At 50.5% G+C, this 24,580-nt stretch carries 20 protein-coding genes and 1 pseudogene; 10 read left to right on the top strand and 11 right to left on the bottom strand.

The window, feature by feature from the left end:
• Positions 1 to 58: 58 nt before the first annotated feature.
• Complete coding sequence (locus DB847_RS16480) at positions 59 to 667, top strand: tRNA-uridine aminocarboxypropyltransferase (RefSeq protein WP_108651684.1); 609 nt, start codon at positions 59 to 61, stop codon at positions 665 to 667.
• A 24-nt stretch (positions 668 to 691) separates the two neighbouring features.
• Here DB847_RS16480 and DB847_RS26710 read toward each other — a convergent pair whose 3' ends face one another.
• Both DB847_RS26710 and DB847_RS26705 read right to left on the bottom strand, forming a co-directional pair.
• A complete protein-coding gene (locus tag DB847_RS26710) occupies positions 692 to 1,078 on the bottom strand; it encodes a LysR substrate-binding domain-containing protein (RefSeq protein ID WP_407644422.1) in 387 nt (128 codons plus the stop codon).
• 38 nt (positions 1,079 to 1,116) lie between these two features.
• A pseudogene (locus DB847_RS26705) lies at positions 1,117 to 1,566 on the bottom strand (LysR family transcriptional regulator); the annotation flags it as partial.
• Positions 1,567 to 1,686: 120 nt separating this feature from the next.
• On the opposite strand from DB847_RS26705, the gene DB847_RS16470 reads away from it, so the two are divergent.
• The gene (locus DB847_RS16470) at positions 1,687 to 2,592 is read left to right on the top strand and encodes a permease (protein ID WP_108651682.1); all 906 of its coding nucleotides are present in this window, start codon (positions 1,687 to 1,689) and stop codon (positions 2,590 to 2,592) included.
• Positions 2,593 to 2,844: 252 nt separating this feature from the next.
• Here DB847_RS16470 and DB847_RS16465 read toward each other — a convergent pair whose 3' ends face one another.
• On the bottom strand, positions 2,845 to 3,699 hold the full coding sequence (locus tag DB847_RS16465) for a LysR family transcriptional regulator (protein ID WP_108651681.1): 855 nt from the start codon (positions 3,697 to 3,699) through the stop codon (positions 2,845 to 2,847).
• 100 nt (positions 3,700 to 3,799) lie between these two features.
• Between DB847_RS16465 and DB847_RS16460 the strand changes: the two genes are divergently transcribed.
• From DB847_RS16460 to DB847_RS24475, 3 genes are all read left to right on the top strand, one after another.
• Entirely contained in the window at positions 3,800 to 5,008 is a 1,209-nt protein-coding gene (locus DB847_RS16460) for a YbfB/YjiJ family MFS transporter (RefSeq protein ID WP_199911596.1), read from the top strand.
• A gap of 183 nt (positions 5,009 to 5,191) precedes the next feature.
• Positions 5,192 to 5,329, top strand: a complete 138-nt coding sequence (locus DB847_RS24480; RefSeq protein WP_159084686.1) for a hypothetical protein — start codon at positions 5,192 to 5,194, stop codon at positions 5,327 to 5,329.
• A gap of 152 nt (positions 5,330 to 5,481) precedes the next feature.
• Positions 5,482 to 5,640, top strand: coding sequence for a hypothetical protein (locus DB847_RS24475; protein WP_159084685.1), 159 nt, complete (start codon positions 5,482 to 5,484; stop codon positions 5,638 to 5,640).
• A gap of 100 nt (positions 5,641 to 5,740) precedes the next feature.
• Here the strand turns inward: DB847_RS24475 and DB847_RS16455 are convergent, their stop codons facing one another.
• Positions 5,741 to 7,924: a YgiQ family radical SAM protein gene (locus DB847_RS16455; RefSeq protein ID WP_108651679.1), complete on the bottom strand. Its 2,184-nt coding sequence runs from the start codon at positions 7,922 to 7,924 to the stop codon at positions 5,741 to 5,743.
• Between the two features lie 241 nt (positions 7,925 to 8,165).
• On the opposite strand from DB847_RS16455, the gene DB847_RS16450 reads away from it, so the two are divergent.
• Both DB847_RS16450 and DB847_RS16445 read left to right on the top strand, forming a co-directional pair.
• Positions 8,166 to 8,483 carry a YebG family protein gene (locus tag DB847_RS16450; protein ID WP_108651678.1) on the top strand — a complete coding sequence of 106 codons (318 nt, stop codon included), beginning with the start codon at positions 8,166 to 8,168 and terminating at the stop codon, positions 8,481 to 8,483.
• Between the two features lie 880 nt (positions 8,484 to 9,363).
• Positions 9,364 to 10,107, top strand: a complete 744-nt coding sequence (locus DB847_RS16445; RefSeq protein ID WP_159084684.1) for a hypothetical protein — start codon at positions 9,364 to 9,366, stop codon at positions 10,105 to 10,107.
• 383 nt (positions 10,108 to 10,490) lie between these two features.
• On the opposite strand, the gene DB847_RS16440 is transcribed toward DB847_RS16445, so the two are convergent.
• Entirely contained in the window at positions 10,491 to 11,243 is a 753-nt protein-coding gene (locus DB847_RS16440) for a queuosine precursor transporter (RefSeq protein ID WP_108651676.1), read from the bottom strand.
• 419 nt (positions 11,244 to 11,662) lie between these two features.
• On the opposite strand from DB847_RS16440, the gene DB847_RS16435 reads away from it, so the two are divergent.
• A complete protein-coding gene (locus tag DB847_RS16435; protein WP_108651675.1) occupies positions 11,663 to 13,132 on the top strand; it encodes a C69 family dipeptidase in 1,470 nt (489 codons plus the stop codon).
• A 112-nt stretch (positions 13,133 to 13,244) separates the two neighbouring features.
• Here DB847_RS16435 and DB847_RS16430 read toward each other — a convergent pair whose 3' ends face one another.
• The 3 genes from DB847_RS16430 to ycaO all read right to left on the bottom strand — a co-directional run bounded on the left by DB847_RS16430 (position 13,245) and on the right by ycaO (position 16,809).
• Positions 13,245 to 14,240 (bottom strand): 3'-5' exonuclease, encoded by a 996-nt coding sequence (locus tag DB847_RS16430; protein WP_108651674.1) that lies wholly within the window; start codon positions 14,238 to 14,240, stop codon positions 13,245 to 13,247.
• A 201-nt stretch (positions 14,241 to 14,441) separates the two neighbouring features.
• On the bottom strand, positions 14,442 to 14,882 hold the full coding sequence (locus DB847_RS16425; protein ID WP_108651673.1) for an Hsp20 family protein: 441 nt from the start codon (positions 14,880 to 14,882) through the stop codon (positions 14,442 to 14,444).
• A gap of 148 nt (positions 14,883 to 15,030) precedes the next feature.
• Positions 15,031 to 16,809, bottom strand: coding sequence for a 30S ribosomal protein S12 methylthiotransferase accessory factor YcaO (gene ycaO / locus DB847_RS16420; protein WP_108651672.1), 1,779 nt, complete (start codon positions 16,807 to 16,809; stop codon positions 15,031 to 15,033).
• 144 nt (positions 16,810 to 16,953) lie between these two features.
• Between ycaO and DB847_RS16415 the strand changes: the two genes are divergently transcribed.
• Positions 16,954 to 18,135, top strand: a complete 1,182-nt coding sequence (locus tag DB847_RS16415) for a M20 metallopeptidase family protein (protein WP_108651671.1) — start codon at positions 16,954 to 16,956, stop codon at positions 18,133 to 18,135.
• 7 nt (positions 18,136 to 18,142) lie between these two features.
• On the opposite strand, the gene DB847_RS16410 is transcribed toward DB847_RS16415, so the two are convergent.
• Positions 18,143 to 19,120, bottom strand: coding sequence for a LysR family transcriptional regulator (locus DB847_RS16410; RefSeq protein ID WP_108651670.1), 978 nt, complete (start codon positions 19,118 to 19,120; stop codon positions 18,143 to 18,145).
• A gap of 166 nt (positions 19,121 to 19,286) precedes the next feature.
• On the opposite strand from DB847_RS16410, the gene DB847_RS16405 reads away from it, so the two are divergent.
• Positions 19,287 to 20,648 (top strand): Sapep family Mn(2+)-dependent dipeptidase, encoded by a 1,362-nt coding sequence (locus tag DB847_RS16405; protein ID WP_108651669.1) that lies wholly within the window; start codon positions 19,287 to 19,289, stop codon positions 20,646 to 20,648.
• Positions 20,649 to 20,709: 61 nt separating this feature from the next.
• Here the strand turns inward: DB847_RS16405 and xthA are convergent, their stop codons facing one another.
• A complete protein-coding gene (gene xthA / locus DB847_RS16400; protein ID WP_108651668.1) occupies positions 20,710 to 21,519 on the bottom strand; it encodes an exodeoxyribonuclease III in 810 nt (269 codons plus the stop codon).
• Positions 21,520 to 23,523: 2,004 nt separating this feature from the next.
• Positions 23,524 to 24,510 (bottom strand): GlxA family transcriptional regulator, encoded by a 987-nt coding sequence (locus DB847_RS16395; protein WP_159084683.1) that lies wholly within the window; start codon positions 24,508 to 24,510, stop codon positions 23,524 to 23,526.
• Positions 24,511 to 24,580: the final 70 nt, after the last annotated feature.

The raw sequence follows: 24,580 nt of genomic DNA, 5'->3' as shown, positions 1-24,580 counted from the left end.
GATACCCATTCGATGATTAAGTCCCTGATTATTGTCAATCCAACGATACTTTCTGCGAATGTCTAAACGAGCCACCTGTGAGATCTGCCAGCGCCCCCTATCCAGCTGCCTGTGTGATCTGATCTCGATGGTTGAACACCAGCTTGAAGTGCTATTTATTCAGCACCCCGATGAACAGGGTCACAGCAAGGGCACCCTGCCACTTCTTACCCAGAGCCTGCAACATAACCGGTTACTGGTTGGTGAGGAGTTTGAATCTTCTGAGCTGCAAAAGGCCCTGTTTGCGGATGGCAAACAGCCCATCCTGCTCTACCCGGATCCGGCCGGTGACGCGAGCAAGCTGACACCCCGGCAGGTTGAGCCACAGGAATATCGACTGATAGTATTGGATGGCACCTGGCGCAAGACCCGCAAGTTGATGCACCTTAACCCTCTGGTGGCAAGCCTTCCGCGATTGCATCTGGATCTTGATTCAACCGAGCTTGAGCTGCCGGGATACAGAGTTCGCAAAGCTCATAAGCCCGGACAGCTTTCGACCCTGGAGGCGGTTTACTTAGCCCTGACCCAGGTTGAACAGCTGGATGCCAGTCCACTCCTGAAGGCCTTTGATACCTTTATTGAGCGGATTGCAGCCCGCCAGCCCAAAGTTACTCCAGATGAGCAATGACAGCGTTTCTCTCAGCTGGGACATCTACCTCTGGATCGATTCCAGCAAGATATCCAGAACAGCCTTTAACTTCGCAGGAGTGGGATTTTGGTAGGGGTACACCAAACAGATCGGCCAGCCAGGGGTATGCCAACCCGGGCAGATTTGAATTAGTTCTCCGTTGGCGATAGAGGGTTCAGCCATATAGTCCGGGAGTAGTCCTATTCCAGCTCCTTGTCGGAGCAGATCATAGATGACGAGTGTTTGATTGATAGCCTGAGAGTTCTTTTTTTCAAGCTCATAGCACTGATCATTATGGTAAAGAGAGATTGGAGATGATTGGCTCTCTGGATTGTAAAGAATATTTCGAGCTCCCAGTTTATCTGGAGTGCGCAGGGGGCTAACTCCCGGGTGAAGCTTGGATGGCAACATAGGATCTCTTTGACCTCTCTGACTTTTTTTCCAATGTAGCGCTCATTGTGAATCTGGTGAGTGCGTATCGCCAGATCGACACCCTCATCAATCAGATCTAATACTTTACTGGTAATCCTCAGTTCAAGCTTAAGCTTCGGATAGGTTTTCATGATTCTTGTGATGGCCTGACTACACAGTGATGTGGCAATAGAACTGGGGTAGGTGATGGTGAATCGACCGGATACTTCATCATTGAGTTGGCAGGCTTGGCTAACAACCTTCAGATACTGGAGGTAAAGGCCCTGAACTTCAGGCAGCAGCCGTTTCCCGGCATCTGTGAGTTTCACCTTTCTAGTCGATCGATTGAGCAGTTGGCAACCAAGCTCTTTTTCAAGTTCTGCAAGCCGACGGCTCACCTGGGCTTTTGATATCCCTAACTTTTCAGCCGCCTGAGTGAGGCTCAGCTCTTCGCTAACTGTGGCAAATGTGATCAGCTTTTCAAACATATTGTTTCTTTAATACAACAATGTTTTGTGTTTATTGCCTTTATAGAACACATAAGAGAAATAAACTACTCCTAAATTGATTTTCTTGATGTATCAGATCTGTTTATCTTAGGAGTAGCTATGTGGAGTTCTGTTATTCACTTTGCAATTAACATCACGGTTGAAATTGGAGTTGTACTGGCGCTGGTTAGTGTATTCCTCCAGGTCATTAAGCTGGCCTTACCTGCCCATAAACTTCGAACTTTTTTCTCAAGTAAGGGAGGTTATGTGGCGGGCATCGCTTTTGGGAGCCTGACTCCCTTCTGTAGTGTGACGACAATACCGATCCTCAGGGAGCTGCTTAGAGCTCAGGCGGGATTTGGGCCTTCAATGGCTTTTTTATTTGTTTCACCCCTGGTCAACCCATTAATTTTTACCCTGATTACAGCCTCCCTTGGCTTAAAGGTTGCTGTGGCCTATACCTTACTGGCTGTGATATTGGCTGTCCTTTTTTCATGGCTGTTAGAGAAGTTTCACTTTTCGCGATTTGTCATCACTTCAGAGCCATCAGGGGAGGCTATAACGGGTTGCAGAGCTGGGAAACAGGGGCTGTCACGGATCAGAAGCCAGTCGATAGGTGATCACTGTATCGAATTTATTGCAGGATCGTATCGTAGCTTTGTGTCTTTTATCCCCTATCTCTTATTGGGCGTTGGTCTGGCGACACTAATGCAAGCCTTTGTTCCTAAAGATTTTATAGTCCAAACATTAGGTCATGATCACTGGTACACCATCATACTTGCATCTGTAGTGGGAGCTCCCCTATATATTCGTGTGAGTACTTTATTCCCGCTTATCTCAGTCTTCCTCAAGATGGGGATGAGCTCAGGAGTTGCAATGTCTTTTATCATCGGGAGCTCAGGGATCAGTGTACCGGAGATTGTGCTGCTAAAGAGCTTGTTTCGTTATCCCCTGGTGCTCACATTTATTTTGGTCGTTGTCTCTATTGCTATCATCAGTGGACTTACTGTGAATCTATGGTTTTGATGGCAGCGATTCTATTTGTTGATTGTTCTGGGGTATCGGGATCGGAGCGGGAGCTCAGTCCTGACAGCCCTGAATCTAGAGCATTTTTGGTTTAATCCGGGTAGTTATTCACTCAAGTGCTGCTTTGGGCTTTGTTAAGCTGACCTTCTGCAGCAAGGATGCTGCAGTAGAGCAACATGGATGTGTCTTGCGAGTCAGCGATCAAAATTAAAGCCGCTTTCATGAGATGAACCGGTGTATCCGAAAAACGCTCTAACACTGCTCTGAGATATGGAGTACTGATTCTCTGAGGTTTTCAAAGGCCGTAAGGGGGAGAGCATCGCGGTGCCGGACCATCACGGTCGGTGTGTTGGCTATGTGATCCTCCACTTCGATGATCTCAAGCTCCCCGGAGAATTTAGAGGCTTTGACTACGCTCATGGGCAGCAGGGTGCAGCCCAGCCCGACGGCGACGCAGCCTAAAATTCCATCCAGGGTTCCAAGCTCCATGATCTCAGGCGTTGGATCACCATTTTCTCTTCGCCACTCCAGGGCTCGCTCCCGGTAAGCACAGCCTTCACGAAACAAAATGAAGGGTAGTTTTTTCCAGGATTCCCCTCTTTTGTGGACCAGGGCTAATCTTTCATCGATGAGGGTTTGTGAGATGAGATCCGGGTGATCGATTGGTCCTGCGACAAACACGAGATCCAGCTGGTGGGAGATGAGCAGCCTCAGGAGTTCACCGCTGGTCGCGCTATCGATCTTAAGGTTTAGCCCCGGATGTTTAGGTTGGAACTCCTTTAACACGCTTGGAAGATAGGTGCCGGCAAACGACTCCATTACTCCAAGGCGCAGTTCACCATAACTTTCTCCGGTCTGGCGTACCGCAGAAACCAGCTGTCGCTCAAGGCCCAGCATTTTCTCGCTGTACTCCAGCAGCAGTCGGCCAGCAGCTGAAAGGGTGATCCCACGCCCCTGACGGTGAAACAGCTGAACTTCTAATTCAGACTCAAGTCGCTTGATCCTGGCGGTGACATTGGACTGGACCGTATTGAGCTTTCGGGAGGCAGCGAGGATCCCTCCCTCTTGGGCTACGGTTTTGAAGGTATGTAGTGCCTGGAGCTCCATAACAAATCTCTAAAAAAGAACAGTCTGATCAGAATAATTCATTATTTTTGATGCAACAACTTCTTTATAGTGCAGATCTCATGGTTATTCAGGGGGAAAAGTGGTGAGAGATATCCAAAAAATGAAAGTGGTGGCAGCCGGGATCTGCTCGTTGATTTTGAGCATAGGGATTGCCCGTTTCTCCTATACCCCCATGCTGTCTGTGATGCAGCATCAGGCTGGACTGGGCCAGAGCGCAGGTGCCTGGCTGGCAAGTGTCAACTACGTAGGGTATCTGGTTGGAACCCTTATTACAGCGAGTGTGAAAACCCTTCGTCTTAAAGATACCCTGTATCGTTGGGGAGTTTTACTGGCTTTGCTGTCGACGGCAGCCATGGCGATGACCACTGATCTTTGGCTATGGTCTATTGTGCGATTCTTATCCGGGGTGGGGAGCGCCGCCGGGATGCTGATGGGCTCAGGGCTAGTGCTCAACTGGCTGGTCAGCCATCAAAAAGGTAAAGAGCTTGGCGTGCATTTTAGTGGGATTGGCCTTGGAATCGTTCTGGCAGCCGTTGTGGTTGAGCTGGCCCGCCGTCAACTCAACTGGCAGCAATTATGGTATGGCTACTCACTTTTGGGTTGCATCCTGCTTTATCCCGCCCTGGCCTGGCTGCCAAAACCTGTGGAGCAAGTTAATCGGCCCCTAAAAGCACCAATATCGACGAGCAGGCCAGGCCAACGTTTTATACAAGTCTTAATGATGGGGTATTTCTGTGCCGGTGTGGGATATGTAGTGAGTGCTACCTTTATTGTGGCTATTATCAATCAGCTTCCAGGAATGGGGGGGCAGGGCAACCTCGTCTTTATCCTGATTGGGCTTTCAGCAGCCCCGGCTTGTATGATGTGGGACAGGGCTGCCAGGCGCTATGGTCAGCTTAACGCCTTGATCTGGGCTTTTTTGCTGCAGTGCCTTGGGATCCTGCTTCCGGTGATGGACTCAGGTGTATTAAGCGTACTGGTGAGTGCTGTATTGTTTGGCAACACCTTCATGGGGATAGTGAGCCTGGTTCTCACCATGGTGGGTCAGTTCTATCCCGAGAATCCGGGAAAAATGATGGGCAAGATGACGATCAGCTATGGCATAGCACAGATCCTGGCTCCATTGGGGATTGCGGCCATGACCAGCTATCAACTACCTTACCGGGATGGGCTTTATCTGGCCGGTGGGATCATGGTCATAGGTACTGTGTTGATGGGAATGCTTAAGTTTGTGGCCTCAGATCCTAGCCAGGCTCCCGGTATGGCAAGTTATCAACCTTTTTCCTGAACTCCCTCTCAACGCCTGCCAGACAGGGGGGGCTCCTCTCTGACATCAATCTCAGAATATAAGCCATTTGCCCGATATCTTTGTCAGTGAGTAGTGACTAACATGTCGCCCTGATTTGTAAGGGGGGCGATCCCGCCTTAAAGAAGCAAAACCGATAATCCAAACTGATTGACGAAGGTAACCATGAGCACAGTATTTCACGATGACTATGAGATGTCGTATTTCAACTACTCTCAGCAGATAAAGGCCCAAAAGGAGTCCGGGAAAAAAGAGCAGGAGGCGGAGCTTAATTGGCCGCAGCCACAGCAGGAAGCCGCATAAATCCTGAGCATAGGATTGAGCAGCCCAATCGGAATTAGGGCTTGAGTATCTGTTTTATGACTTGCAGCACCCGGGGATCAGTGAGAAAGGGTTATCGGTCTGAACCGCTCCGTTGCAAGTGAAGTTGTGATTATAATTTTCCCGGTATGAGTATGTTGAAAAAGAGTTTAAAGCGGTTGTGGCATCATCTGTTCTCGAGTCAGCTTGAGGCGAGAGCTGCATCCTGGCCATCCCCCGAAAAACTGGAGCTGGATAAGCAGCAGCGAGAGTCCCAGGTTGCAAAACTCGCGGCTAAGGGAATCAAGCGCTGACCCACAGGGGGCGATCTCCCTGAGAAAATAAAGATTCATCCCTGGAGTTCTGGGATTAAAAAAGGTGAGTAGCTGGTGCTGCTCACCTTTTTGTTTGGAATTAACTGCGTGGCTTTTTGCCCGGTTTGCTAGCTGCTCTGGCAGATTTCGGGGGACGCTTTTCCTGGCGCTCTCCTTTGCGTTGATCCGGCTGCCTGGGGTGCTTGGTGGCAAAGCGCTTGGCACTATGGCGACCGGATGTACGGGCTCTGGATGGAGCCTGCTCCTCCTGGCTGCCCTTGGGAGGAACCAGGCAGCCTTTTTTATGACCGATCAGCTGCTTTTTCCCCATACCGATCAGAGCCTCACGCAGCAAGGGCCAGTTGGCTGGATCATGGTAGCGAAGAAACGCCTTATGCAGCCGGCGCTGCCGTTCGCCCTTGGCGACAAACAGTTCCTCGCGCCCCTTGTATTTCACCTTCTTCAGAGGATTTGTCTCTGAGTAATACATGGCGGTGGCATTACACATGGGTGAGGGATAGAAGTTCTGCACCTGGTCACACTGAAAATCATTCGCCTTGAGCCAGAGGGCGAGGTTGAGCATATCTTCATCGGTAGAGCCCGGATGGGCCGAGATGAAATAGGGGATAAGGTACTGTTTTTTCCCCGCTTCACGGTTGTACTTTTCAAACAGCTCCTTGAACCTGTCATAGGTGCCCATGCCGGGCTTCATCATCAGATCCAGGGTGCCCTTCTCCGTGTGCTCGGGTGCGATCTTAAGGTAGCCCCCCACATGGTGAGTCACCAGCTCCCGGACATATTCGGGAGATTCGATGGCCAGGTCGTATCGTACCCCGGAGGCGATCATGATCTTCTTGATCCCCTTGATCTCACGCGCCTTGCGATACAGATCTATGGTGTGACGATGATCGGTATTGAGTTTCTTACAGATCCCCGGAAAGATGCAGGAGGGGCGACGGCAGTTTGCCTCCGCCTTGGGATCTGAGCAGCCCAGCCGGTACATGTTAGCGGTTGGTCCACCGAGATCTGAGATGGTGCCGGTAAAGCCCGGAACCTTGTCGCGAATTGCCTTGATCTCTTCAAGGATCGATTCCTGAGAGCGATTCTGGATGATCCGTCCCTCATGCTCGGTGATCGAGCAGAAGCTACAGCCGCCAAAGCAGCCACGCATGATATTCACCGAGGTTTTGATCATCTCATAGGCGGGTATTTTAGCCTTCGCATAACCAGGGTGGGGGACTCTGGCATAGGGGAGTCCGAACAGGTAATCCATCTCTTTGGTTGACAGAGGCTCGGGTGGGCGGTTCACCCACAGCTCTCGATCCCCATGCTTTTGAATCAGGGGGCGCGCCGAGTAAGGGTTGGTCTCAAGGTGCATCACCCGGCTGGCATGGGCATAAAGGATGCGATCGTTACGCAGCTTCTCAAAGGCGGGTAAGCGAACTACTGTGCTTTTATTATCGTGGCGCGACGGGCGAACCTGAATCGGCTGTGCCACCGCGACTGGCTCAGCGGTTTTACACTCGGTTTCATTGGCGTAGGGGTTTGGCATCGCCATCGGTTGGCCGGGCTTTTCGATGCGTGAGGAATCAATTTCACGAAAACCTTCGGGCAAAGCCTTGAGGTTGATGGCGGTTCCCGGGATCCCGGTCATCTCTTCGATCGCTTCCCCCTTGGCCAGCCGGTGGGCGATCTCGACCAGGGCGCGTTCGGCATTGCCAAATAGCAGCATTTCGGCCTTGGCATCGAACAGGACCGAGCGGCGGACCTTATCGGACCAGTAATCATAGTGGGCCAGGCGGCGCAGGCTGGCCTCGATGCCCCCTAACAGCACTGGTGTCTCTTTATAGGCCTCTTTACAGCGCTGGCTATAAACCAGAGTAGCTCTGTCGGGGCGCTTGCCCCCCTCATTATTCGGGGTATAGGCATCGTCGTGGCGTAGCTTGCGATCGGCGGTATAACGATTGATCATCGAATCCATGTTACCCGCGGTGATCCCAAAAAACAGGTTGGGCTGGCCCAGCGCCATGAATGCCTGCTTGTTGCTCCAGTCCGGCTGCGCGATGATCCCAACCCGAAACCCCTGAGCCTCCAGCAACCGGCCGATGATCGCCATGCCGAAGCTTGGGTGATCCACATAGGCATCACCGGTCACAATGATCACATCACAACTGTCCCACCCAAGAGCCTCCATCTCTTTACGAGAGGTCGGCAAAAATGGGGCTGTGCCATAGCACTCAGCCCAGTATTTTGGATAAGAATAAAGCTCAGTTGTGTTGTGCATAGAAAAGCTCTCAGTAAGTTGGCGCGCTATGTTAGCAGTTGATGACAAATTATTCTAATTTTCGGCCAGCTCCCTGTTTTCAGTGGCTTAGCCCCATAAAATAAGGTGACTTCATCTGGAACTATGCTGCGACAGAGGCTACAATGTACTGTATAAAAAAACAGTGTTTCGAGTTAAGCGTATACCAGGCGCTTAATGGTCCGGTGATGCTGATCAGTCAAACGAGTGGAGATGAATCAAGATGGCGGTAGAAACCCGGTATGTCGTGATCCGCAATGGAGAGGAAGTTTTGAGCACCACAGATAAAAAACAGGCAGATGAACATGATCGTATGTTAGATATGGCCGATGAGCTGTCTGTGCTGCTTGAGGGAGTCGAGGTGGCGCTGGATGACAGGCAGCGAGAGGAGCTTAGCATCTATCTGGCGAAAAACCGTGAGGCTGTGCTGGTGGCCCTTGGAGCCAAGAAGGTCAAGGCTGCCAAGTCCCAGCCCAAGCCTAAAGCAGATGATAACTCGGCAGAGCAGCCAGCTGTGGACGATAAAGAGCAAGCAGCTTAAATCACTCCCCAGCATTTTTCAGCCTAGCTGAGCTGTGGGGCTCAGCTAGGCTGCCGAACTCCGGTGGGTAAAGGCAATCTTCAGGCCTGCTGCCTACCAGGCTGACTAAAGTGAATCGTTTAGATAACCTTCCGGACATCCGGGGACTCTTAAGCTCTCTTTCCCACGACTCACCTCAGGGGCAAGGCCCCCTCGCCAACAATGGATCTATTGGTCCTAACCCTTAACTATTTTTCTCTGTGCTTTCCTAAAGAGGATCTGAACAAGCTTTTTTCGACTCCGAAATGATGAGTTGTGCGGCTTGTTATTTCTGTTCACAAGGCATACAGAGGAAAGCCCAGATCTCCGGAGTGCATATTTGACTCAAAACAATAGTTTATAGCTTATTCGAAAGATTATCTTTTGGAGTTATTTACTTAAAGATTCTTTTTATCCAGATATCAAAGAAGTCGTTATTTTTAAAAGCATCGATTCATTTGGAACTGTATAAAGCCTGCTTCAGCAGAAAAGGGCTGAACCATGCAACTCAGAGTCTCTTCTATGTGAGCGAATTAGAGCACTAAGGAGGACTGCCATGAATGAATGTTGTGCGAACTTCATTGCGTAGATTTAGAGTTTGTTACAACGAAGTTGTAGCCGTGGGGGGCGGTGATTAAGGTTTCTATTGATACAGATTACCGAGCTGTCCAAGTTGTTTTTTATATGGTGATATTTATAATGGAGATATCTATTTATTATTTTTCATATAATCACTATTAATGAACTGACAGTTAATCTGCTCTGATAATTATATTAGGGTGGAGGTGTGTCGATATTTTTATTTTCGATATAGGATTGAGCTAGGTTAAAGTAAAACAATAACTTTAGGGGTTAATAAACAATGTGTGATTCAAATGACTTATTTTCTATGAACTCACCCAGAGTGGAATATAGTGCGACATCGAGTGAAAAAAAATCTCAAATGTATCTAGTCAGGAGAGATATCGTAGATAATTTTTTGTTCAGCAACGCTATGAGTGAGTCTTCTCGCTTTGGGCCTATCATGATTGATATGAGGTCCCTTATTCGTGATATCGATAATCATAGAGGTATGCATATAAGGTCACAAAAAACACATAGCCGAAAAGTTATTGATCGTGCCTGTGATGCGGCATTGTTGATGTATCCCTATGCTACTCAGCCGTTTCAATTTAAGACCCGGATGGATTTTAGTATCTTTCTGAGCCGAGTCCTTGCTGGAGAGTTTTATCAAGATAATGATTTAGGTGCGGGGTCAGGTTTTCTTGGAAGTGGCGCTATTGATATTACCAATCTTACTCATGAGCATATATTTGATATAAAAAACCTATTTATGATGGAGGGCGAAAAGCGAATTAGCTCCCATCATTCAGCTGATCAGGAGTTAACTGGTTATTTGATGAGCAATCGAGATGAGGACTCATTTACTTGTCAGATATTGAAACGCTACGGTTCAAGGATAATTCCACCTAGCCTTGGTAGAGTAAGCCGAGGGGACGTTTTTGCATTTAATATCCCTCCCACAATAGTGAATCCGGAAAATGGTGAGCAGTTTAAGCATGTTATGTTACTTAACCTTGATGAGGGGCAGGTTGGGTGCGAATAAAGCCGGAAGCTCACGGTTGGGAGGTACGAGGCACAAGTGCATCAGATAAAGTTCATCATACTTTCGGATTTATTGGAACTGCTTGCTCGAAGAAACAAAATGTGAATTACTACTCGGAGAAGGCTAAAAATCCGAAAGGTGCCTATAAAGTAGTAAACAGATATTGACGAAATCCTTACTCAAGCTTAATCGCGACGGGAGATTAAAAATGAGTTGGCATAGTGAGCCAGTGACGATCTTATATTCGTCTGATTTTTAATTTAAAGCGGCATGGATGCCGCCAAGAGACTCTGTCACCAGCCGATCACTGTAGTGAAAGGCTATGAGCCTACCGGGTCCTACACTGAAAAGCCAAGAAAACATCCCTGTCATCTTAGAGCTCATCAGTTCTTGAGGTAACGGTTATCTTGGGGCCCATACTCGGTATTGAGCTTGAACAGGTTGAAATTGGTGCGATCATCGTAGATATCCAGCTTCTCCAGATTTTTGAGCTTGCGCGCAAAGTGCACCGAGAAGGGCATACCGATCACTTCGATGATCACTTTAATCACCCACATGGTCAGGTTGAACTTAATCAGCTCCTGGGTCGGCATCACGCCATAAAAAGCGATAAACCCGAAGATATTACTATCAAAGAAAGATGCGACCAGGGTTGAAGCCACGAAGCGGGCTCCCATCAGTTTCCCCTTGCTACGGATCTTGAGTTTAGCCATCACATAGCTGTTCAGGGGCTCTGCAATGATATAGCTGATGGTCGATGCGATAATAATTTTTGAGTTCATGGTCAGCAGAGAATCGAAGATATGATTACTCTGGGAGGCAAACTCAGGTGTCGGCATGTGAGTAATAATCTGTCCGTAGATCACAAATACCCAGTTAAATAAAAAACCGGTCCAGACTGCCATTCTGGCAAATTTATAGCCATACACCTCGGTGATAAGATCCGAAAGTAGAAAAGCCAGCGGAAAGATCAGGGTGCCGGCATCGGTACTTAGCCCATGGCCCAGGCCGATGATCCTCGGGTCAAACCAGTTGGATAAGACGATGATCATCGCATAAGAGGTGATCAGGAACCATAAGTAGCGCGGCCTGAATGCGGTGATCTGAGATTCAGGAGCACTGGTATCAAAACTCATCTGTATTCTATTCCTTCGCAGTAAAAGCTATGCTCAGATCGCACGAGAGCTCGCAAGATGAGACATCAGGCGAGAGGGGTGGATCTGGGTGGATGCAGGTTGAAAATCCGGGAGGGGGATTCTTGCACATTGATTAGGCTTTGTGCAACTGGTGAGGCCTGAGAGTCAGGATGCTTGTCAGCTGGGGCTGATGCTAACAGTACTGCAGGTGGTGCTCACTTTGTGAGGAATATTAACCATTATTTTTGAGGGGGTATGTTGTGGCTGGTTTTTCTCTGAACTGTCCAGATCCTGACGCAACGAGATGCCCTGCCTGATCGCTTTTCAATCGGTATATTCAGTATGTGAACTTGATCGCCAAATTATATTTACAAATAAGGGTAAAATTTTAGTTTTTATCCTTATTTGAAGGCCTCATCATGAAAAAACAACTTTTGGCAGGGTTAATTGCTACTGCCATCGCTTCACCTGCCTTTGCTTGTACCACCATTTTGGTTGGTAATCAGGTTTCTTCTGATGGTTCATTTCTGGTTGCCAGGAACGAAGATTACAGTGCGACCAATGCCAAGCACTTTCTGATCCATCCCCGTAAAGAGAATCAGCGCGGAGAGTTTCACTCCAACGGAAATGATTTTACCTATCCGCTTCCTGAGATCTCGCTACGTTATACCTCACTCTCTGACTATGATACTCAGGATCGCTCTATGGGAGAGGCGGGCTTTAATGAGCTTGGTGTGGGGATGACCGCGACAGAGACCATCTATAATGGCCAGCAGGTTCTTAAATATGATCCCTATGTGCTCAAGACAGGGATCAATGAAGATTCCATCGAAAATGTCATTCTTCCCAGGATCCATAGTGCCAAAGAGGGCGCAGAGCTGTTAGGTAAGATCATTGAAACCAAGGGGGCCGCCGAAGGGTTCGGAGTTGCCTTTGTCGATAAGCATGATATCTGGTATCTGGAAACCGGAAGCGGCCACCAGTGGATGGCGAGGCGGATCCCTCATGACAAGTATTTTGTATCTGCGAATCAGGGGCGGCTGCAGAAGGTGGATCTCAAAGATAGCCATAACTACCTGGGCTCTAAAGATCTGATAAGCTTTGCGATCAAACATGGTTTGTACAATCCAAAAACAGACGGTGCTTTTAATTTCCACACCGTTTACTCGCAGGATCTGAAAAATGATGTGACCTATAACTATCCCAGAGTATGGACACTTCAGCATAAATTTAACCCGGGTTTGGCGACCAAGATCGGTGATGGCAAGAGCTTCCCGGTCTTTTTAAAGCCCGCTCATAAGCTATCGGTGCAGGATCTGGAATCGGCACTGCGTAATCACTATCAGGGCACACCACACGACCCCTATATGAATGCCAACCCTAACGAGCCCTACCGGCCGATCTCGGTATTCAGAACTCAGGAGTCGCACATTCTGCAGGTCCGTCCTGATATGCCTGCGGAGATTGGGAATGTAGAGTACGTAGCATTTGGCATGACGGCCCTGGGCGTTTACCTGCCTTTCTATCAGGGAATCACACAGATACCAAAGGGATTTGATGTGGGGACAAATAAAGCGAGCAATGACTCGGTTGCCTGGAAGTTCCGCAAGCTGCAGACCCTTGCCATGGTGAACTATAAGCAATATGCACCGATCGTTCAGAAGGCATATCACCAATTTGAAAAGCAGACCTTTGCTAATCAGAAGAAGATGGAGCAGCGTTATCTGGCCATTTATAAAAAAGATCCCAAGGCAGCCCGGGAGTTGATTCAAAACTTAGAAAATAAAACCACGGAGCAAGCCCTGGTCTTGACCGACCAGCTGACTAACCAGTTGTTTACCAAGCTGACCCATGACACGGATATGAAATATCATTTTGAAGGGGCATAGTTTTATCAGTGAAATGAAAAGGGCGGGTCAGCGACTCGCCTTTTTATGTCAGGGGTTCGGGAGGAGCCACTCTCCTGCCGAGCAATGCCTCACAAAGGGATTGTGTACTCTGTCAGCCTGAGGAAAGTCGCTTCAGGGCTCTTTCGGCGACCTGCAGTGCATAGGGAAGGTATCTGGGATCTGTGGTCTCAGCTCTTGCATCTTCCAGGAACTCTGCCAGCTTCTCCTCGGTGGATAGTTGCTCGAGAGGTGAGGGCACTCTGGCATCGTCATACCAGCCTTTATGATAGATCATCTTGTTGTCGGGTGTGTTGAGCCAACAGTTGGGCTCAAGATCCAGATGCGCCCGGTAATTTTTCTTTCGTTTACCCATCTCGTTATAGAGACGCGCCTTGCAAGAGGCACCTTCGGCGCCGTGATAGGTCGACAGGATCAGGTCGCCTGGCAGATCTCTGTACCAGCAATAGGCCTCTAAGCTTCGGCGAGATTGCCACCACTCTTCCAGCTCCGCTCCTGTCATATCCGGGAACCAGAAGCACTCTCGTCTTCCCCAGTCTACGGTGAGATATACACATAGCTCACCACTGGCCAGGCGCTTTTTAATATCAACAAACTCCAGCTGATCCCAGACGGAGACGATCGCCCGGGCATCGGTCAGAGCCCGCTGGGCAACATCCTTCCCCCAAACGTGTCCTGCCTCTTCAGCGGCCGTTACCAGCTTGTGCCATTTGAGGCGGCCATCCCTATGTTCAGATTTGTATTCAGCCCAGAGGATCATGGCGCACTCCACCCAAAGAGCCCCATTGAGTAGCCGGTGCTCTCCCAATAAGGGCGAATCACCTCCCTCGTTATAGAGAACCACATGACAGTCTGCCACCAGTTCGCGGATTGGCCCTCTTAGCTCTTCCAAAGTGGGAGCATCTTCAACATCTGTGGGTGAGATGCCGTGAATGGCCTGGGCGTGTGGCCATTCGGTTTTGTGGATTGGCTGAATCAGGGAGTTGAGCAGAGGGTGCCTGAACTCATCACAGACAGCTATCTCCAGCAGCTCATCTGTTTTTGAGCTTTGACCCGTCGTCTTAGTTGCCAGAAAAAGGGTTCGGGGCATGCCGCCTCTCAATGTGCTTCATTGTGACAATGTTAGCTCAACTCCTCAGAGGGTTGCCCTGCTAACCTATAACATCGCCGGTCTTGTTAAGTGTCCTTCATATCAAGTATATATGCCAATTGGCGCCGCTATTCAGCAGCGTTTTTCAGACATAAAAAAGGCGAGTCCGGGACTCGCCTTTTCCCACCGTCACAGGGGAGCTTACTTCTCACCCTCGATCAGGGTTGAATCAGTCTTTATTGAAATCTTGCGCGGCTTCATCTCTTCCGGGATCTCGCGTTCAAGCTCAATGTGAAGCAGGCCGTTTTCCATGTTAGCCTCTATCACTTTAACGTGATCGGCGAGTTGGAAGCTACGTTCAAAGTTACGTTCAGCAATGCCGCGATACAGGTAGTTACGGCTGTCGTCTCTGGGCTCTTTACGCCCTTTTACCACCAGTGAATTTTCCTGGCTGATAATTTCAAGCTCTGATTCGTTAAAACCGGCCACCGCCATGGTGATCCGGTAACGATCCTGGCTTATCGCCTCGATATTATATGGAGGATAGCCACTGGAGCTGTTGGCGTTGCTTTCCAGCATCTGGGCCAGGCGATCAAAGCCGATCGCGGAGCGGTACAGGGGTGATAGATCGATATGCATAATTTAGATCCTCTTCAAGCAATCTGAGTTATTGAAAGGGATGCTGCATTCAGCCATCCCTGTTTAAGAGATGGTGTTAAGCGCCTTGTGTTTCAAGGGGGAGAAGAGGCTTTTTTGCATGAGGCGACTCGGGACGCCTCATGCGAAACGATTAAGTGGTGAGCAGGACCCGGGCCTGCTTATCAAAGCAGCTTTGCTTCGCCTGCTGTAGCTTTTGGTAGGTCTCGATCAATTTTTTATGGGAGCCAAGCTGATTCAGTGAGTCGATCGCAGGCAGAGCATGCAGAGCTTGTCCCTCATATACTGTCCGGTAACAGCGCTCCAGGAGGTTCTCACCAAACATCTGATTGAGAATACCCCGGTAGTTGGCTAAGGAGCGATTCTCATCAAGTTTGAGCTCAAGAACCGTTTTCAGGCAGCGATAGAGGTTGAGTCGCTCGGGACTAAAGCTGCTTTGATTCATCTGCAGTGTCCATTGGGCATATCCCAGAGCGAGGGAGTGATCCTGGCAGCCCAGAGCAAGCAAACACTTGAGCTCCCCAAGGCGCAGGGTAAACCAGGGGCTCTGTTTATCGGGGGCAATCCCGATGAGCTCGCGCACCCGGCTCCAGTCATCCAGTTCAAGCTCCTCAAGATGCTCAAGCAGCTCAGAGCACAGCTCAGGATCTGTGGCAAAGTGGTCCAGGCTTAGCAGATGTTCACGCAGCTGGAAGGCACGGTTGTTATTGTTCTCAAGGAGCTCCTCAATAGGGTAGATTTCGGACATCCCCGGAACCAGGATCCGGCAGGCATAGGCGCCAAGGTGTTGGTATTCACTCACATAGATATCATGGCCCAGGCCATGGCAGAGGCTGTGTAAACGCTGTAACTCCTCAGAGCTTGAACCCTGGAAATCCCAATGCACGAAATCGAAATCCTTGTCATCACTGAACAGCTCCCAACCTATGCTGCCGGAGGAGTCGATAAAATGGGTTTCAAGGTTTTGAGGGTCAGCCAGCTCCTCCTCATCAAAGGTTGGCATCGGGAAAATATCGAGCTCTTTGAGGCTCCGCCCCTGGAACAGCTCGGTGACGGTACGCTCCAGGGCTACCTCAAAGCGAGGATGTGCTCCGAATGAGACGAAGCAGCCAGCTGTTTGCTGATGCAAAAGGGCGGCTCCAATCACAGGAAACTCACCACCGAGAGAGGCATCAAACAGCACCAGGGGGATCCCCTCTTCCCGTAAGCTGGCAACGGTTTGTGCGGTAGCCGGATAAAGATCCAGGACGGTCTGGGGGATCTCTGGCAGGCTTAGCCCATTGGCTATCACCCGGTTTTTGACATAGCGCTCCATGATTTCTGACAGCGCCTGAACTTTGGCTTCCGCCGGGGTATTTCCGGCAGCCATGCCGTTGGAAACATAGAGGTTTCCGATGAGGTTCACCGGAATATACAGGGTTTGACCGTCACGGACCCGCTCGAAGGGAAGGGTGCAGATCCCACGTCGCTCATTACCGCTTTGCAGATCGATGAGATCGCCGGGCATGAGTAGCTGCTCGGGATCATAGAATTGCCACATCTGGCTGTCCATCATCCCTTCTGGGAGCAGCTCTTCATCTTCAATCGTGAACCATCGCTCATTGGGGTAATGGACAAAGGGTTGCTCACTAAGCTCTGAGCCCAGGTAGTAGTCGGCAAAGAAGTAGTTGCACGACAGACGCTCAATATATTCACCCAGGGCCGAGGCGAGGGCTGCTTTTTTCGTGGCGCCTTTGCCATTGGTAAAGCACTGAGGGCAGTTGCGATCATGAATATGTACAGACCAGACATTGGGGAGTGGATTGAGCCAGGAGACCTCTTCAATGTCGAAGCCGTGCGCTGCAAGTTGTGACCGGAAACCTTCAATTGTCTCTTCCAGAGCGGCATCTTTGCTGGGGATAAAAGTTTTCATGATTGCAAGTTGTGTCGATAAAACGAGCGATTCTAGCAGGGAAGAGGGGGAGAGGGTAGTCTCGATTCCGTCAGGGTGAGATAAACTAGGGGCAGGAGCAGAGTAAATTTGGCTAGGGGGAATCCCCCACGGGAGTTGTACCTTATGACTAGAGCGTGCAATCCATTGGCTGAAGCTGAAGCTATCTATGACTGGCTTTGTAAACGCAGGCGTTATCTCAATCGCCATCCTGAATTGAGCCGGCAGGAGCAGAAAACCGCAAGATATTGTCGTCAGGAGCTTAAGGCTCTGGGCTATGAGCTCAGTAATGGCTGGGGCTATGGTTTTTTTGCAGATCTGAAGGTTGCAAAACCCAGGGGACGAGTTGCCTTTCGCTGTGACATGGATGCACTTCCAGTCGATGAAAGCCTTGAGCTTGACTACTGTGCCTTTGAGAAAGGAGCCGCTCACCTGTGTGGTCACGATCTGCATATGGCGATCCTGCTCGGTGTGGGTCGCCTATTGGCCGAGTACAAGTCGAAACTCCACTGCGATCTGCGTCTGATTTTTCAGCCCTGTGAAGAGCAGCTACCGGGAGGGGCGATCGGGATGATCGAACGCAACTGTTTGGAGGGGGTGGATGAGATCTATGCGATTCATAACGACCCACAGCAATCCGTCGGCCAGCTTTCGACTCGCAACGGACAGATCACTGCCAATGCCGATGCCTTTGAGCTTGAGATCATCGGCCGTGCCTGCCAGGCGGAGATGCCTCACCTGGGCCTGGATCCCATTATGGCTGCCGCAGAGCTGGTCGCTCACTGGCAGCACCTGGTGAGTCGGCGTTTCGCTCCGGATCACGGCGTAGTCCTCTCTGTGACTCAGCTTCATGCCGGAGATAGCTTTAACTCATTGGCGCAGACGGTTCACTGTCAGGGGATTGTTCGCACCTATACCCGGGAGGAGCAGCAGAAGATAGAGCACCTGATCCGTAGCTCCCTGTATGCCTACGAGGCCCAGGGTTATCGAATCGAGTTTCGTTTCATTAAGGGTTATCCTGCGGTTGAAAATCACCCCCAATGCGTCGAGCGGATTGCACAGGCAGCGGGTCAGTTGCTCACAGAGGGGCAGCTCAATACCCAGATGTCCCCCTATGGCAGCGGGGATGATTTTTCCTATTATCTGCATCAGATCCCCGGAGCCATGCTGTTCTTAGGCAGTAGCCAGGCCGAGTTCAGCGACGCCCACCCCCTGCACTCCCCCCACTATCAGGTGGATGAGCGCTGCATGCCCCTAGGCTGCGCACTATTGATGCAGCTGGCCCTTGATTTTAAAAAGTCCGGATAAGTCTGGATTACTCCTGCCCGGGAGTTCGCAGCTTTTTGAGATCAGAGGGGAGTTCGGGCTGACTGAAGGTGACCTGCATAAAATCGATAAAGGCCTGGTAACGGGCGGGCTGGCGAAGAGATCTCTGACTGACCAGGTAATAGCTTTCAATGGGAAGCTGATAATCGGTCAGCAGAGGGGTGAGCTGTCCCTGACGGATATAACTTTCTACGGATTTTTGCTCTAGCATGGCGATCCCAAGGCCATCCAGTGCTGATTGCAGCAGGGCTTCCTCATCATTGAGCCTGAGGTTATAGGGGCGGATCACAAATTTTTCCTGAGCCCCCTGTAACTGCCAGGTCTGAACGTCTGACTCATCATGAAGATTTAAGCCGATCAGTTGATGGTTCTTTAGATCCCGGGGGCGCTGGGGAAGGTTGTCGGTCTTCAGGTAATTTGGACTGGCAACTAACACGTATTCACTGGTCAGCAGCTTGCGGGCGATCTGCGCGGACTCCTCGCCCGGATCTGTGGTGATACACAGCTCACTGGGATGGCGGGGCAGGGGATCCTTATGGGCAACAAAGTTCAGGTTGAGTTCGATATCCGGATAGTAACGCATAAACTCAGGAAGCGCAGGGAGTAGTTGATGGATCCCAAACAGATGGGGAAGAGTGAGATTGAGAGGGCCTGAGATACAGCTTTGCTGCTGGATAATCGACTGCTCAATTTGAACCGCAGCCTCAAGCAGCGCCTGGAACTGAACAAAGGCGAGCTGACCTATTGGGGTCAGCACCAGCTGCTGATGATACTCGGTCAACAAAGAAACACCCAAGGCGCTCTCAAGGCCACTGATACGAAGTTGGATCTCTTCGGGAGTACTGCCCAACACCCGAGCGCCCTGCTGCAGGGAGCCCGCCTGTACGGTGCGGGTAAAGGCAACTACACCACTCCAGTCCATACACAGTCCAAACACTTTGTAACCTTTACCCCAAGTGTATCGCATGCTTGAGTAATTGCTTGTGAGATCAGGCTTTGAAAAGGCTCGCCCTTGATGGATAAGATTTTTTTCTGGTAGTGAGAGGCTTCACACCTTAAAAAATATAGGTAGACTACACTGCACTCTCAGCGCTTGAGAGCATCAGAGCACGGACGGTGTACGGATAAATCAAATGAACCAAGAGATAGCGCAGCTAACGGCTGCGATTGCAGCTCATCAAGAGCATTACCTGGCAGAGCTTGCCGAATGGGTTTCAATTGCCAGTGTGAATCAGAAGGGGAGTGCACCAGCGCCGTTTGGCGAGCCAATCGATCGCTGCCTGGAACGTGCTTTATCCTTTTGTGAGCAGCTAGGCTTTCGTACTTATAAAGACCCCAGTGGTTATTATGGCTACGCCGAGATCGGCGAGGGTGAGCAGATGCTAGGGATCCTGGGGCATCTGGATGTGGTGCCCGCCGGAGCCAGAGCTCTGTGGAGCAGCGATCCCTTCACTGCAACCATTAGAGATGGAGCTGTCTACGGTCGTGGTACCCAGGATGACAAAGGGCCACTGCTGGCGGCGATCTTTGCGGTTAAGGCATTGCTGGATAGCGGCGCGACTCTTCGTCATCGGGTACGTTTTATCTTTGGCACCGATGAGGAGACTTTGTGGCGTTGTATCGATCGCTATGTCCTCAATGAAGAGCTACCGGCTGCGGCCTTTACCCCGGACTCCACCTTTCCACTGATCAATGCCGAAAAAACCCTGATCCAGGGCAACCTGGTGTGTGAAGGCAGCCTGGATCTGACCCTTGAGTGTGGTGAGGCGTTTAATGCGGTGCCGGATCGCGCAAGCTATCAGGGAGAGCAGGCAGATGCTCTGGCCGAGGCCCTGGACTCCCTGGGCTTTGACTATGAGCAGGATGAGGACTGCATCCTGGTTTTGGGAAAAGGAGCACACGCTTCGGTCTGTGATCAGCAGGGAATCAATGCGATCACCCGTCTGTGTCAGGGATTGCGCCAGGTAGGTATGACCCATCCACTGCTCAAATTTGTGACCGAAGTCGGTGTGGATCCCAATGCGCAGTCTGTGTTTGGAGATGCCTCGGATGCACAAAGCGGTAAGCTGACACTCAATATCGCTAAGATCTGCATCGGCCATGAGAAGGCGGTCCTGGGGATCGATGCCAGGATGCCGGTCACTGTGAAAAAGAGCCTGTTTGATGAGGTGATGGTGGCGGCAGCCCGGGATTATGGTCTGGAGTATCATGAGCGGCACTGTCTCAATGCCCTGTATGTCTCTGAAGACTCGACACTGGTAGAGACCCTGCGCAGCAGCTTTGAGGATGTGACAGGTCTCAATGGTGAGCCTCGCTCCTCCGGTGGTGCAACCTATGCACGAGCGATTCCGAACTGCGTCGCCTTTGGGCCGGTTCTACCGGGTCGGGATAAGGTTGAGCATATGCCAGACGAGCATATCATCATCGAGGATATGCTACAGACCATGACCATCTATGCCCTGGCGATCAAGCGTCTGCAGGAGCAGGAGTTATAATCCGAGCTTGAACAGCTGACAGTGAGGGGAGGAAGCTCCCCTTACTGTGAATGTTCGGAGTTTATGCCTTGAAACTGGTCCAGATCGGCGCGTGATCTGAGGGTTTTTCAATGCCGCGCAGCTCATAATCGATCCCGGATTCCTCGATCCGATCCACCAGGGGCGAGGTTGCCAGGATCACATCGATGCGCAGTCCACGGTTATCATCAAAACCGCGCGAGCGGTAATCAAACCAGGAGTACTGCTCTGTTTGCTCCGGATGAAGGTGGCGGAAGCTATCCGTCAGTCCCCAGGATTGAAGGGTATCCAGCCACTCACGCTCCTCGGGCAGGAAGGAGCATTTACCTGTCTTAAGCCAACGCTTTTTATTGTTATCGCCAATTCCGATGTCCAGATCGGTTGGGGAAACATTGATATCCCCCATCACCACCAGAGGCTCATCTGCCTGTTGATGCTCAGCCAGGTAGCGATTGAGATCTTCATAAAACTTTCGTTTGGCGGGGAATTTCACTTCATGCTCGCGGTTTTCTCCCTGTGGAAAGTAACCATTGAGTACCCGAATAAGCTTGCCATTTTCATCCGGGTAGCTGGCCATGATCATCCGACGCTGGGCATCTTCATCATCGGTCGGGAACCCTTTTTGAACTTGCTGAGGCTCTGCAAGGCTCAATAGAGCGACGCCATAATGGGCCTTTTGGCCGTGGAAAACCACGTGATAGCCCATCTCTTTGATGGCATCCAGCGGAAACTGCTCATCATGAACCTTGATCTCCTGCAGGCCGATGACGTCGGGCTTGTGCTTGTCGATCAGGGCCTGAAGCTGGTGGAGTCTGGCTCTGAGTCCGTTGATGTTAAAGGATACGATCTTCATGATAACTCGAAGGTTATGAGTGATGAGGCGATGGTACTGGATCCTCGATAATAAATCACCCGGCTGGAAGTAGGGGATTGGGGGGATTTGACCTGCGGTCAGCTTATCTCTCTGTCCTTCGGACTAGTATTTATGGCTTCGCCATATGGCCGTATTCGCCCGGCAGTCGAGTTACTTTGGTATCGCTCAAAGTAACCAAAGGCTCACTTCGGAACGATGTTCCCGACATCGACCTGCGTGGCTCGGCATCCTGCCTCGAAATAATAAAACACCAATAAGAATATAAAATACCTCTGAAGCTAAATCGAAGAGAGGAAGTTCGATACTCCGTGAGCGAGCGCTGAGGTGAGCCGTTAAGAATTAAGGTTGAGCTGCATGGATGCCGCGAGGGCTTAGCCATCACAGGGAAGTGATGTCTAAGCTGCGCCTTAATCCTTAGGGGCACCGAGGATTCAGCGAGATCCGGGGCACGAGGGGATTGCAAAGGGGAAAGGTGTTTGCCCCTTTGCCTGCCGCCGGTCAGCACCGGCACTTGCAGCGCAGCTGCAAACAGCCATGCGCAGCACAATTGAAGGTTCGCTATTGGTACAAAGCGAACTTAGCCCCCTTCGGACTGATTATTTGTGCCTTTGGCACAATTGCCGCTACCGAGCGGCGGCGGGAAAAGGCCGCTTCCAGGCATCCAGCCTTTCTCGACATTAATACATCCCTGTATGGCTGGATATGCTTGTCCAATACCCTCTTCACTCCCAAGGACACCCAGGTATTTCGCTTGTTTGCCCTACGGGCTGTTGTTTTGTGCCTTCGGCACAGATGCCACTGCCGAGTGGCGGCGGGTCAGGGGGACTGCTCACCCGGTCCCCCTAACAACCCCGAGGGAGCCCTGAAATTTCCCTTATCCTCGGTTTGCCTTGTGAATCAAGAGAACGGACAAACCGCACATCCATGTGCGGGTCGTCCGCTCACAGCCTCCATGCTGTGAGCTCTTGTTCACTGCGGCTCACCTCAGGGGAAATTGACAGGGAATGAAGAGTCTTTCTCCGATTTGGTTTTGAGGAGTTATTACGATACCTCTCAAGTCTTCAAGCTAAATCACTGAGTCAACTCGCAGAGAGGGAGTTTGCTCCCCCGTGAGCGAGCGCCGAGGTGAAGCATAGAGGATTGGAGTTGAGCAACAGGACGTTGCGAAAGCGTAGCCAGACCATGGAAGGTCTGTCTACGCGGTGCTTCAATCATCAGCTGAACCGAGGAGAAAGCGAGATCTGGGGCGCCCCGGGAGATGCAAGAGGGTGCGGGCGGGCGCACCTTCTTGCCTGTTTCCGGTCAGCACCGGCATATGCAGCGGCGCTGCAAGTCAGCCGTGCGTAGTACAAAAAATAGTTAGCTATTGGAACAAAGTGAACCTCAATCATTTGACCTGCAGTCAGCTATTTTGTGCCTTTGGCACAATTGTCCGGCCGCGGACAGCGGGAAGAAGGTATTGCTTGTCCAATACCCTCTTCACTCCCAAGGACACCCCGGTATTTGCTTCATCCTCCAGTTTCAAATTCGCAGAGGTACAGGCAAACAGTACATCCATGTACTGATTGCCCTTTCATCGCATCCCTGCAATTCACCCTCTGCTCCTATTTGAAACTTTCGGCGCAAATAAGCGGGGCCCAACTTCCCCGTGAGCGAGCGCTGAGCAATAACTTGGGGATTTGAGGTCGAGCGACAGGATGTCGTGAGAAAACAACCGGGATAGGGACATCCCGTTTGTTTGGTGCCTACAATTCCCTGTTATTGTGAAGATAAAGCGAGATCCGGGGCGCGAGGGGATTGCAAAGGGGAAAGGCGTTTTGCCCCTTTGCTCGCTGTCGGGCGATCCCGACATTCATGCAGCGCAGCTGCAAAAAGGCTATCCGCAGGATATATAAGGTTCGCTTTTGGTTCAAAGCAAACTGAAGCTCTTTGTTTTTCGGGCAGAGTTTGGTGACAGTAGGATGTATTTGACTGCAAACGGTATTAAACCGTGACAAATTTGAAAAACTTTTTCTGATAGTCTGCCGGGGTCAGTCCTGTGTGCTTCTTGAATAATCGCCTGAAAAAGCTAACGTTTTCATACCCGACGTCGCTGGAGATCTCATCAAAGGATTTTCTCCCATCCTCTAATGCTTTTTTGGCTTTTTCAGTTCTCAGAAGCTGTATATAGTTCACAACCGTCAGCCCCGTGGCAGCCTTAAACCGTCGGTTGAAATTGCGGGTACTCATCCCTGCTTTCTCGGCGAGTGTTTCGTTGGGTAAGTTCTGACTGAAGTTATCTTCCATCCACTCCTGAGCCTTTAATATTTTAGGATCCTGGTGATTTTTCTCAGGAACAAACATGGCAAATGGTTGCTGTGCAACCCGGCCTAAGTCAATTAAAGTACATCGAGAGCTTTGCAGGGCGATCTCTTTCCCACAGTACTTGTTGATGAGATAGAGTGACAAGTTTAGATCGGCCGTCACCCCACCGCCACAAAATAGGCGGCCAGCATCTGTCACCATTACATCCGTTCTCAGATCAACCTTGGGAAATGCTTTTTTAAACTCCTCTGCCACTCCCCAATGCGTGGTTGCAGTTTTTCCATCTAATAGACCGGTGGCGGCAAGGGTAAAGGCACCCGTACATACACTCGCCAGGTCAGCACCATTTTCATGACACTTCTTAAGCCATGCTACTTTTGCAAAAAACTCTTCATTACGCTCCCGGAAGTAGAACCCCTGGGAAGGAATGAGTATCAAATCAGCGGAGTCAACCTCTTTCACCGAGCAGTGTGGTGTGACGGAAACACCATTGGTTGCCATTGCCGGGCGGCCGTCCATGGTGACAATTTTCACATCAAAATAGGGTGAGGGCTTGTCCCCCATGATGCCATTCCAGAGCACCCCAGCCTGTAAGAATATGTCCATGGGGCCGCCGATACTTGAAAACAAACAGTGATCTGAGGCGAGGATGACGACTTTTTTCATATTTGAACCTGGGTTGTCCCTATCAGACTTTATTCGTCCTTTTTGATGCTTACCGGGGAGATTGTCAAGG

This window comes from Dongshaea marina (assembly GCF_003072645.1).
Classification (GTDB): Bacteria; Pseudomonadota; Gammaproteobacteria; order Enterobacterales; family Aeromonadaceae; genus Dongshaea; species Dongshaea marina.
This window is presented reverse-complemented; position numbering and strand designations above follow the sequence as displayed.

What these genes read in the sequence shown, in the direction of transcription:
- DB847_RS16480 (WP_108651684.1), top strand. Translation starts at nt 59, where the DNA reads ATGTCTAAACGAGCCACCTGTGAGATCTGCCAGCGCCCCCTATCCAGC.
- DB847_RS26710 (WP_407644422.1), bottom strand. Translation starts at nt 1,078, where the DNA reads ATGTTGCCATCCAAGCTTCACCCGGGAGTTAGCCCCCTGCGCACTCCA.
- DB847_RS16470 (WP_108651682.1), top strand. Translation starts at nt 1,687, where the DNA reads ATGTGGAGTTCTGTTATTCACTTTGCAATTAACATCACGGTTGAAATT.
- DB847_RS16465 (WP_108651681.1), bottom strand. Translation starts at nt 3,699, where the DNA reads ATGGAGCTCCAGGCACTACATACCTTCAAAACCGTAGCCCAAGAGGGA.
- DB847_RS24480 (WP_159084686.1), top strand. Translation starts at nt 5,192, where the DNA reads ATGAGCACAGTATTTCACGATGACTATGAGATGTCGTATTTCAACTAC.
- DB847_RS24475 (WP_159084685.1), top strand. Translation starts at nt 5,482, where the DNA reads ATGTTGAAAAAGAGTTTAAAGCGGTTGTGGCATCATCTGTTCTCGAGT.
- DB847_RS16455 (WP_108651679.1), bottom strand. Translation starts at nt 7,924, where the DNA reads ATGCACAACACAACTGAGCTTTATTCTTATCCAAAATACTGGGCTGAG.
- DB847_RS16450 (WP_108651678.1), top strand. Translation starts at nt 8,166, where the DNA reads ATGGCGGTAGAAACCCGGTATGTCGTGATCCGCAATGGAGAGGAAGTT.
- DB847_RS16445 (WP_159084684.1), top strand. Translation starts at nt 9,364, where the DNA reads ATGTGTGATTCAAATGACTTATTTTCTATGAACTCACCCAGAGTGGAA.
- DB847_RS16440 (WP_108651676.1), bottom strand. Translation starts at nt 11,243, where the DNA reads ATGAGTTTTGATACCAGTGCTCCTGAATCTCAGATCACCGCATTCAGG.
- DB847_RS16435 (WP_108651675.1), top strand. Translation starts at nt 11,663, where the DNA reads ATGAAAAAACAACTTTTGGCAGGGTTAATTGCTACTGCCATCGCTTCA.
- DB847_RS16430 (WP_108651674.1), bottom strand. Translation starts at nt 14,240, where the DNA reads ATGCCCCGAACCCTTTTTCTGGCAACTAAGACGACGGGTCAAAGCTCA.
- ycaO (WP_108651672.1), bottom strand. Translation starts at nt 16,809, where the DNA reads ATGAAAACTTTTATCCCCAGCAAAGATGCCGCTCTGGAAGAGACAATT.
- DB847_RS16415 (WP_108651671.1), top strand. Translation starts at nt 16,954, where the DNA reads ATGACTAGAGCGTGCAATCCATTGGCTGAAGCTGAAGCTATCTATGAC.
- DB847_RS16410 (WP_108651670.1), bottom strand. Translation starts at nt 19,120, where the DNA reads ATGCGATACACTTGGGGTAAAGGTTACAAAGTGTTTGGACTGTGTATG.
- DB847_RS16405 (WP_108651669.1), top strand. Translation starts at nt 19,287, where the DNA reads ATGAACCAAGAGATAGCGCAGCTAACGGCTGCGATTGCAGCTCATCAA.
- xthA (WP_108651668.1), bottom strand. Translation starts at nt 21,519, where the DNA reads ATGAAGATCGTATCCTTTAACATCAACGGACTCAGAGCCAGACTCCAC.
- DB847_RS16395 (WP_159084683.1), bottom strand. Translation starts at nt 24,510, where the DNA reads ATGAAAAAAGTCGTCATCCTCGCCTCAGATCACTGTTTGTTTTCAAGT.